We start from the raw sequence: 5,537 nt of genomic DNA, 5'->3' as shown, positions 1-5,537 counted from the left end.
GGAGGCGCCTCCATCATTCAGAAAAACCAGCCCTCTTGGCTGGTTTTTTCGTTTCTGGCTTCTTCGTTTCTTTTGTGATCAGCCTAGCATCTCTATTTCTCCCCTTTATCTTCCAAAGACCCACTCAATTTTGATGAGATCTTAAGTTGAACCTTTGTTGATAGACCGCTAAATAAATCAAAGTCACAATTAACCACAATGCTCAATCTGTTTCATTGTTTTATGGGATAACCCTAATTAAAACATGTGCATGAATGATAGTGTTCCTCTTTATATTTCTTTAATTATTCTATAAGAGGTTCCTAAATATGCAATTTAGTCTAAAGAGAAAAATGGTTTTCTCTGTAGTTTTGGCGATTGCTGTTACATCTGCCATTCTTCTTTTCATGGGTTATAAGACGTTTCAAACAAACAGCTGGCAAGCTATAGAAAGTGAAAGTCGTAATACACTTCAAGCCCATGCAAAGGGCATCAGTGACTGGTTTTACGATAAGAAACAAGCAGTACATGGGCTTAAACAACAAGTACAGCTTAACCCTTCAATAGATATCGTTCCTCATTTACGTCAAACCTTGGTATCTGGTGGGTTTGGATTGAGTTATTACGGTAACAAAGAAGGTGAGATGTTCCGTCATGATCCTTCATTGAATAAAGCGGGGTATGACCCAAGAGTTCGAGGTTGGTATAAACAAACCTTAACTGAGAACCGTGCAGTAACAACCAAGCCGTATGTGAGTGTAACCATGCAAACCTTAGTGGTTACATTGACCGATCCTGTGACCGAGAATGGCTCGATCATAGGTGTTGTCGCATCTAACCTCGCGTTAGACAAGTTAATTGAAGATGTGTTGGCTATTCAGGTTCCAGGTAATGGACGAGCGATCCTAATTGATAAGCAAGGCACGGTCGTTGCTCATAAGAATAGAGATTTCATCCTTAAGCAAGTCAAAGAGATAGCACCTGAATTAAGTGTTTCTGGATTAAACAGTGCTGCACAAAACTTAACGACAATTATTACACAAGTTGATGGTGATGAGCGCGTCATCATGGCTGAGCCTATTAAAGGCACCGACTGGCTGCTTGTGATTGAAATGGATAAAGACGTACTAGAGCAGCCCCTGTTTGATATGTTGATTAGCCAAATCACCACAGGTTTGATTGTATTGATTGTTATGGCTGCAGCAACCTCATGGTTTGTGGCTCGTCAATTAGTTGAGCTGGGTCGAGTGAGTGAAGCATTAGCTGATATTGCGGAAGGGGAAGGTGATTTAACACAGCGCCTTCAAGTGTCGAGTAAAGATGAAGTAGGGCAACTTGCCGACAAGTTTAATGTGTTTGTAGATAGACTTCATGCAATGATGAAAAACGTGACTGATGTTTCGACGGCAATGAATAACGGAGCTGAACACGCCAACAGCAGCGCATTAAAACGCAGTGATAGCGTCAGCAGACAACAAGATGAGATCACGATGGTTGCAACAGCTGTGACAGAAATGGCGACAGCAACAGCCGAAATCGCCACGAATGCTGATAGTACGGCCAAAAGTGCGACTCATTCGGTGGAGTTGAGCGAGCAAGGCTTCCAACAGATGGCTAAAAGCCAATCATCGATCAATGACCTCGCTACTGAGCTAACAAGCGCTGTGTCTATTATCAGTGAGCTTGAAGAGCATGGCCAGCAAATCGCGTCTATCTTGGCGACCATTCGCGAAATAGCGGAGCAAACTAACTTACTTGCGCTTAATGCGGCAATTGAAGCAGCAAGGGCAGGCGAACAAGGTCGAGGCTTTGCAGTGGTTGCTGATGAGGTTCGAGTACTTTCACAACGCACTCATGCTTCAACAGAAGAGATCGAAGACAAGATCAAGCGCTTACAACAAGCGACTAGTGGTGCCGTTAAAGTGATGACACAAAGTCACGACATGGCGAAAACAAGCGTACATGATGTGGATATGGCGGGAGAGAGCTTGGCTCAAATCCGTGAGGCAATTCAGATGATCAGCGATATGGCAACTCAGATAGCTTCTGCTGCTGAAGAGCAGTCACTGGTTACCGCTGAAATCAATGCGAATACCGAATCTGTTCGTGAAGTGAGTGATGTGATGGCAGTTGATGCGACCGATGCGGTTTCACAAGCCGATCAGCTAAGTCATTTAGCGAGTGACTTGAAACAAGAGCTGTCACGATTCAAGCTTTAAGTTCAGGCTAATATTAGCTTAAGCACAAAGATCAATTAGAAACTAGAAAGAGCACTGGCTGTATAAGCGTGTGCTCTTTTTTATTTATAGAGCATGCTCAATGTTTGTCAAAGAAGTCTTTGTTACGAATATACTTACTCATTAGGTGATAAGAGAAAGGCCGGATTAACCAACTGAATATTGATCGCCCGAGGCGTATTAACGTCGGTGTGTTTTCGTAAATCCTGCCGTTATAGAGCCAAAGTACTTTGCCTACATGCCAATACAATAGGGGAACCGGGGGCATAAAGGTCACGATGTCGATGTCACAACATATTCGGTAGGTCTTCTTGCTTAAACGGTAGTTCTTTTTGAAACTCCAATCACCGACCGCGGGCTGCCCAAACGTGACGATTCGTTTAATACAACCTGGGTATTTTTGGTCCAAGTAATCAGCGAATACACAGCCAATAGAGCCTCCAGAAGAGTGGCCGGTTATAGAAATCCTTTTTCCTTGTTCTAACAAAGGCAAGAGTGTCGCTTCTAAGCGTTCGATAACGGTTTGCCCAAGCTTGTCTTCGTTACGACTCGGCTGGCTTTCTTGAAACATGAGATGATAGAAACCAGCATGTACACGATAGTTCAGCCCAATCCTTTTACAGCTTCTTGTCCATAGAGCAAAGGTAAGCAACCAATCTGAGATACTGTGCGATCCTTTGACAACCACAACCACTTCATCTTTGTCACTACTCCATAAAACTCGAATCATGGTTTTGCCAAACTGGTTCTTTATGATGCGCTGTCCATTAGGATCAAAACCGTAACGAGTCTGTCTAAAAACTCTCGGGTAGGCGAGGTTACAAAGAACCGCGTAGCGTTCATATTGGTATCGTTTTAGTGACTTCACGTTTTCATTTCGTAATTATAGTTGCGTAAAACTTTAGCCTTTGAATGTGAAAAGCGCATGAAAACGAAGGAGTGTTTCTTTCATTCAACTGAATCAGCGGTATTTAGTGAATCTTCAAACTGGACTTCGGCTTATGAGTTCCTGTTAAAACTCAAAATCTACGCATAAGAACCGTACAAGCTGCACTAAATTCATTCTGTAGAGTTCGATAATTAATCACTTGAATTAAATGATAAAATTTATTGTTGACGAATTTTTTTCATCCGTTAAAGTACACCTCGTTCTCACGGCTTAGGTCGCGGAGAGATGGTGTTTTACTCTTCAGTAATCAGCATCGCATGATTGCGTTGCCCTGGTGGTGGAATTGGTAGACACAAGGGATTTAAAATCCCTCGGCGTTCGCGCTGTGCCGGTTCAAGTCCGGCCCGGGGCACCATCTATCTAGTTTCTACTTTTAGTAGAGTGTTGAACAAAGAGTGGTTCTCTTTAAACACTTCAATATATTTTATGTTGATAAAGGCGCCTTGGCAGAGTGGCTATGCAGCGGATTGCAAATCCGTGGACCTCGGTTCGACTCCGGGAGGCGCCTCCATTCTTTCTCTTACGTTTTGATAAGGTAAGAAATTAGAAGAATGAAAATGCGATACTAGCTCAGTTGGTAGAGCGCAACCTTGCCAAGGTTGAGGTCATCGGTTCGAACCCGATGTATCGCTCCAAATTTTGTAATGTTGATTCATTTTGACATTAAGATGGTGTTTTACTTTTCAGTAATCGGCATCGCAATAAAGAATTGCGTGCCCTGGTGGTGGAATTGGTAGACACAAGGGATTTAAAATCCCTCGGCGTTCGCGCTGTGCCGGTTCAAGTCCGGCCCGGGGCACCATCTATTTGATTGTTACCTTGTTGGGTAGTAATCAAAAGAGTCGTTCTCTTAAAACACGACTTGAAGGCGCCTTGGCAGAGTGGCTATGCAGCGGATTGCAAATCCGTGGACCTCGGTTCGACTCCGGGAGGCGCCTCCATCATTTAGAAAGCCCGATCAGAAATGGTCGGGCTTTTTTACGTCTTTAGGAAAGTGATTTGGCTTTTGAGTGTTGCTAGTTAAAAGGTCCAAAGCTGATCAGTGAACTGTACCTTTTCGATACTGGATAGCACGTTCAAGCCGTCACGCGAAACAACGGTATCATTTAGCTGAAATTTACCATTCCCCAGATCATGAATTTGGTATTCACTTTTAGGGCCATGAGCGATCACTGTATTTACCCCCGCGTTTCCGGTTACGCGGTTGTCATGCTCGTTGATCTCAATATTCGCATCATTGTTACCTGATAGCGTTAGTTTAGTCAGATATTGAGAGTGATGAGTATAGGACGTCGCTGGGTCATACTTCATTTTAAATGTTCCGGTGAATGTATCGGCAAGGTATGCATCGTAAGTCAAGGTTGGAGAGAAAATCTGTTCTACTATCGCTTGTGCATCGGGGTCTTCTTTTGAGAAATCGTCGCGGGTTTTAACTTGGTATAACCCCCACATACCTTTGCCGTTGTATGATCCCCAAAGCCCGTAGTAGCTATCAATTACAGCGGCAAAGTACTCTTGATCAACGCTGACTTCTTCTTGCCACTCTTCTAAAATATCACGGGGTGGTGTGTAAGCATGGTGTAATGCTTGTCTCTGTATCGCATTAAATTCTTTTTGAAATTCAGGTAATGCGGTTACTGCATCTTCAGGCGCGTTAAAAACCCCGATGCCATAGTCATGGACTAAATGCAGTATTTCCTCATAAGAGGCGTCACGATGCTCTTCATAATCTTGTTGGACATACCATTCACCGCCTTCAACCTGAATCTCTTCTTCGAACAAGGGCTGCCCGGTCAAGTCATCGTTGTATCGTGGCTCATCGTAATAATTCATTAGCTTTAGTATTGCGCCATTGTCGGCCATCGCGTTTGCAATCTCGCGTTTTGAGTCAGTGCTCCCATACTTAGTGCCATCAACAGGGGTTAGATAGTGGTTGAGAACATTGACGGCTTTGACTATTTGATAATCGCTCAGGCGATCCATAATCAAAATATGGATAGATTTGCCATTCGGGGCATTGACCGCGACATATCGGTTGTAGCCGGCTTGAGAGTATTCAGCGAATTGAGAGGGAACGGCTTCAATCGTGACTCCATGTACAACTGACGGTGCTGCGTTTGCCTGATTGAATAGCGATTTACTTTGATTTGAACCGCATCCAATGAGAAAGATAGCTGTCGCTAAGGTAGCTAAAGATAGAGTTTTCATGACACACCTTATTATTCATACGAAGTATCAATATACGGAACTGAAGTGCGTTGTTTAGTGACAGAAGTTGCTGTTAGACAAACTCATACAATACCTTACAAATCGAGGCTTAATTCGTTGCTACTAACTTTACCGGCTGCGAGTGAAGTGACCCGTCCTGATAT

3 protein-coding genes and 5 tRNA genes are annotated in these 5,537 nt (G+C 43.5%); 6 read left to right on the top strand and 2 right to left on the bottom strand.

The genetic code is table 11. The features are described 5' to 3' along the window. Window positions 1-332: 332 nt before the first annotated feature. On the top strand, window positions 333-2,198 hold the full coding sequence (locus AB4232_RS21650) for a methyl-accepting chemotaxis protein (RefSeq protein ID WP_372087985.1): 1,866 nt from the start codon (window positions 333-335) through the stop codon (window positions 2,196-2,198). 97 nt (window positions 2,199-2,295) lie between these two features. Here AB4232_RS21650 and AB4232_RS21645 read toward each other — a convergent pair whose 3' ends face one another. Further along, window positions 2,296-3,084 (bottom strand): lipase family protein, encoded by a 789-nt coding sequence (locus tag AB4232_RS21645; protein ID WP_372087984.1) that lies wholly within the window; start codon window positions 3,082-3,084, stop codon window positions 2,296-2,298. Window positions 3,085-3,433: 349 nt separating this feature from the next. Between AB4232_RS21645 and AB4232_RS21640 the strand changes: the two genes are divergently transcribed. The 5 genes from AB4232_RS21640 to AB4232_RS21620 all read left to right on the top strand — a co-directional run bounded on the left by AB4232_RS21640 (window position 3,434) and on the right by AB4232_RS21620 (window position 4,106). Then, a tRNA-Leu gene (locus AB4232_RS21640) sits at window positions 3,434-3,520 on the top strand. Window positions 3,521-3,602: 82 nt separating this feature from the next. Further along, window positions 3,603-3,676 (top strand) — tRNA-Cys (locus AB4232_RS21635). 48 nt (window positions 3,677-3,724) lie between these two features. Continuing rightward, window positions 3,725-3,800: transfer RNA gene (locus AB4232_RS21630), tRNA-Gly, on the top strand. 80 nt (window positions 3,801-3,880) lie between these two features. Beyond that, window positions 3,881-3,967 (top strand) — tRNA-Leu (locus tag AB4232_RS21625). A 65-nt stretch (window positions 3,968-4,032) separates the two neighbouring features. Further along, window positions 4,033-4,106 (top strand) — tRNA-Cys (locus AB4232_RS21620). Between the two features lie 79 nt (window positions 4,107-4,185). Here AB4232_RS21620 and AB4232_RS21615 read toward each other — a convergent pair. Then, window positions 4,186-5,373, bottom strand: coding sequence for a hypothetical protein (locus AB4232_RS21615; RefSeq protein WP_372087983.1), 1,188 nt, complete (start codon window positions 5,371-5,373; stop codon window positions 4,186-4,188). Between the last annotated feature and the right edge of the window lie 164 nt (window positions 5,374-5,537).

This window comes from Vibrio sp. 10N.286.46.A8, assembly GCF_041470165.1.
Taxonomy (GTDB): domain Bacteria; phylum Pseudomonadota; class Gammaproteobacteria; order Enterobacterales; family Vibrionaceae; genus Vibrio; species Vibrio tasmaniensis_A.
The sequence above is the reverse complement of the archived record's forward strand: the minus strand, read 5'-3'. Positions and strand labels throughout refer to the sequence as shown.